Below are 4,114 nucleotides of genomic sequence, written 5' to 3' on the forward strand. Positions count from 1 at the left end.
AGACGTCAGGCTGTTACGGGGCTATAGCTCAGCTGGGAGAGCGCCTGGTTTGCATCCAGGAGGTCTGCGGTTCGATCCCGCATAGCTCCACCATATCATTGCTTGATGGTTGATTGAAGTCAGAAACATAATGTTTTGCGAATAGACATTATCTTCCTGGTTTTACACCAGACGCTCTTTAACAAGATGAACAAAGTTGTAATAAAATTGCTGATTAAAGGACGCATTGTGTATCTCTACACAAAAGTCCGGCGAATTTATCATGTCGTAACAAATCAGTCGCTTGTGTTATATGGTCAAGCGACTAAGCGCACACGGTGGATGCCTTGGCAGCTGGAGGCGATGAAGGACGTAGGAGCCTGCGAAAAGGTACGGGGAGCCGGCAAACATGCTTTGATCCGTACATGTCCGAATGGGGAAACCCACTTAGCATAAGCTAGGTATCGTGCACTGAATACATAGGTGTACGAGGCGAACCCGGGGAACTGAAACATCTAAGTACCCGGAGGAAAAGAAATCAACCGAGATTCCGTAAGTAGCGGCGAGCGAACGCGGATTAGCCCTTAAGCAACTTTTGTCTTAGTGGAAGGTTCTGGAAAGTTCCGCGATACAGGGTGATAGCCCCGTACACGAAAAGGCAATTGTTGTGAAATCGAGTAGGTCGGGACACGTGTTATCTTGACTGAACATGGGGGGACCATCCTCCAAGGCTAAATACTCCCAGCTGACCGATAGTGAACCAGTACCGTGAGGGAAAGGCGAAAAGAACCCCTGTGAGGGGAGTGAAATAGATCCTGAAACCGTGTGCGTACAAGCAGTAGGAGCAGACTTGTTCTGTGACTGCGTACCTTTTGTATAATGGGTCAGCGACTTAATGTATGTGGCAAGGTTAACCGTTTAGGGGAGCCGTAGGGAAACCGAGTCTTAATAGGGCGTCCAGTCGCATGCATTAGACCCGAAACCCGGCGATCTATCCATGGGCAGGTTGAAGGTGAGGTAACACTTACTGGAGGACCGAACTCACTAACGTTGAAAAGTTAGGAGATGACTTGTGGATCGGAGTGAAAGGCTAATCAAGCCGGGAGATAGCTGGTTCTCCCCGAAAACTATTTAGGTAGTGCGTCATGTCTCACCCACGGGGGTAGAGCACTGTTTGGGCTAGGGGGTCATCCCGACTTACCAACCCCATGCAAACTCCGAATACCGTGGAGTGCAATCATGGCAGACAGACAGCGGGTGCTAACGTCCGTTGTCAAGAGGGCAACAACCCAGACCGCCAGCTAAGGTCCCAAATGTTAGTTAAGTGGGAAACGATGTGGGAAGGCTCAGACAGCTAGGAGGTTGGCTTAGAAGCAGCCACCCTTTAAAGAAAGCGTAATAGCTCACTAGTCGAGTCGGCCTGCGCGGAAGATGTAACGGGGCTAAAACTAGCAACCGAAGCTGCGGATGCTCTTTGAGCATGGTAGGGGAGCGTTCTGTAAGTCTGTGAAGGTGTGTTGAGAAGCATGCTGGAGATATCAGAAGTGCGAATGCTGACATGAGTAACGATAAAGGGGGTGAAAAACCCCCTCGCCGGAAGATCAAGGTTTCCTATTCAACGTTAATCGGAATAGGGTTAGTCGGCCCCTAAGGCGAGGCAGAAATGCGTAGTCGATGGGAAACAGGTTAACATTCCTGTACTTGTTATTACTGCGATGGAGGGACGGAGTAGGCTAGGCCAGCACGGCGTTGGTTGTCCGTGTTTAAGGCAGTAGGCTGAGGACTTAGGTAAATCCGGGTCCTTAAGGCTGAGAGCTGATGACGAGTCTCATTATTGAGACGAAGTGGTTGATGCCATGCTTCCAGGAAAAGCTTCTAAGCTTCAGGTAATAACGAACCGTACTGTAAACCGACACAGGTGATCAGGTAGAGAATACCAAGGCGCTTGAGAGAACTTGGGTGAAGGAACTAGGCAAAATGGTACCGTAACTTCGGGAGAAGGTACGCCGGCCTTGGTGATGGGACTTGCTCCCTAAGCTGAAGCCGGTCGAAGTGACCAGGTGGCTGCGACTGTTTATTAAAAACATAGTACTCTGCAAACACGTAAGTGGACGTATAGGGTATGACGCCTGCCCGGTGCCGGAAGGTTAATTGATGGGGTTAGCTTCGGCGAAGCTCTTGATCGAAGCCCCGGTAAACGGCGGCCGTAACTATAACGGTCCTAAGGTAGCGAAATTCCTTGTCGGGTAAGTTCCGACCTGCACGAATGGCGTAACGATGGCCACGCTGTCTCCACCCAAGACTCAGTGAAATTGAAATCGCTGTTAAGATGCAGTGTTCCCGCGGCTAGACGGAAAGACCCCGTGAACCTTTACTATAGCTTTACACTGAACTCTGAACCTATTTGTGTAGGATAGGTGGGAGGCTTTGAAACCATGTCGCTAGATGTGGTGGAGCCGCCCTTGAAATACCACCCTGGTATGTTTGGGGTTCTAACTCAGGTCCGTTATCCGGATCGAGGACAGTGTATGGTGGGTAGTTTGACTGGGGCGGTCTCCTCCCAAAGAGTAACGGAGGAGCACGAAGGTTGGCTAATCCTGGTCGGAAATCAGGAGGTTAGTGTAATGGCACAAGCCAGCTTGACTGCGAGTCTGACACGACGAGCAGGTACGAAAGTAGGTCATAGTGATCCGGTGGTTCTGTATGGAAGGGCCATCGCTCAACGGATAAAAGGTACTCCGGGGATAACAGGCTGATACCGCCCAAGAGTTCACATCGACGGCGGTGTTTGGCACCTCGATGTCGGCTCATCACATCCTGGGGCTGAAGCCGGTCCCAAGGGTATGGCTGTTCGCCATTTAAAGTGGTACGCGAGCTGGGTTTAGAACGTCGTGAGACAGTTCGGTCCCTATCTGCCGTGGGCGTTGGAAAGTTGAGAAGAGCTGCTCCTAGTACGAGAGGACCGGAGTGGACGAACCTCTGGTGTTCCGGTTGTTATGCCAATAGCATTGCCGGGTAGCTATGTTCGGACGGGATAACCGCTGAAAGCATCTAAGCGGGAAGCCTCCTTCAAGATAAGCTTTCCCTGGGATCTTGAATCCCCTAAAGGGCCGTAGAAGACTACTACGTTGATAGGCTGGGTGTGGAAGCGTTGTGAGGCGTTGAGCTAACCAGTACTAATTGCCCGTGAGGCTTGACCATATAACAGAAACGACTGATTCTTTACGAAAGTAACATGATCAATCGACGGACTTGAGTGAGACATACACAGTGTCCCTCAGCAATTACAACTTTGTTCATCGCCCTATTTGGTGTTGTGAGTACGCACTCTGCAAAGAGATAAGACGAAAAACAGCCCAAACCTGTTTGCTTGACGATCATAGCGAGTTGGAACCACCTGACCCCATTCCGAACTCAGTAGTGAAACGTCTCAGCGCCGATGGTAGTGTGGGGTTTCCCCATGTGAGAGTAGGTCATCGTCAAGCTTCTAATCTGAAATACCCCGAGCCAGTAATGGTTCGGGGTATTTTTTTATGTGGCCCGCATAACACCGCGGTGCTTGTCGATGACCAACTCTCACACGGGCAAAGCCCCGCTCTTTAAGTGTGGGGTTTGACTCGGGCCATCCGTGGCCCTCGCCCTTCGGGTAGCCTCCGGCTATCTAAAGCGGCACTCCATGCCGTTTTGTCCCCATGTGAGAGTAGGTCATCGTCAAGCTTCTAATTTGAAATACCCCGAATCAGCAATACCCAATACGCTCGCTCCGTTCGCGGGGCAGGCTCTGGTTCGGGGTATTTTTTGGTCAGCACGCATAACACCGCGGTGCTTGCCGATGACCTACTCCCACAGGGGCAAAGCCCCTCTCTTTATCAGGCCGTAAACTGTTCTGCTATTACGCCACTTCCGCCTTTCATGGCGGTCGTGGGGCCGCAGCGCGGTGGCCCAGCCCTTCAGCAGAGCTTGCGGGTGTTCAATTGTTATTGAACTTGCCGCGCAAACGCTCGTCACCCAGCGACCAGCACAGCTGGCCGCGCTTGACGAAGCAGACTGCTATCGCAGTCAAAGCGCTCCGTGAAGCCCCCATGTGAAAGCGTGCCACTATGCAAGCCTTCGTCTATAAACCCTAAAAAATACC

1 tRNA gene and 2 rRNA genes are annotated in these 4,114 nt (G+C 51.3%); all 3 read left to right on the top strand.

Going from position 1 to position 4,114, the window contains the following annotated elements:
- Positions 1 to 17 precede the first annotated feature (17 nt).
- The 3 genes from QWI17_RS15185 (at position 18) to rrf (ending at position 3,464) form a co-directional block, all read left to right on the top strand.
- Positions 18 to 93 (top strand) — tRNA-Ala (locus tag QWI17_RS15185).
- A gap of 201 nt (positions 94 to 294) precedes the next feature.
- Positions 295 to 3,180 (top strand): 23S ribosomal RNA (locus QWI17_RS15190).
- A gap of 168 nt (positions 3,181 to 3,348) precedes the next feature.
- A 5S ribosomal RNA gene (gene rrf / locus QWI17_RS15195) occupies positions 3,349 to 3,464 on the top strand.
- Positions 3,465 to 4,114: the final 650 nt, after the last annotated feature.

The organism is Gilvimarinus gilvus (assembly GCF_030518155.1).
GTDB lineage: Bacteria > Pseudomonadota > Gammaproteobacteria > Pseudomonadales > Cellvibrionaceae > Gilvimarinus > Gilvimarinus gilvus.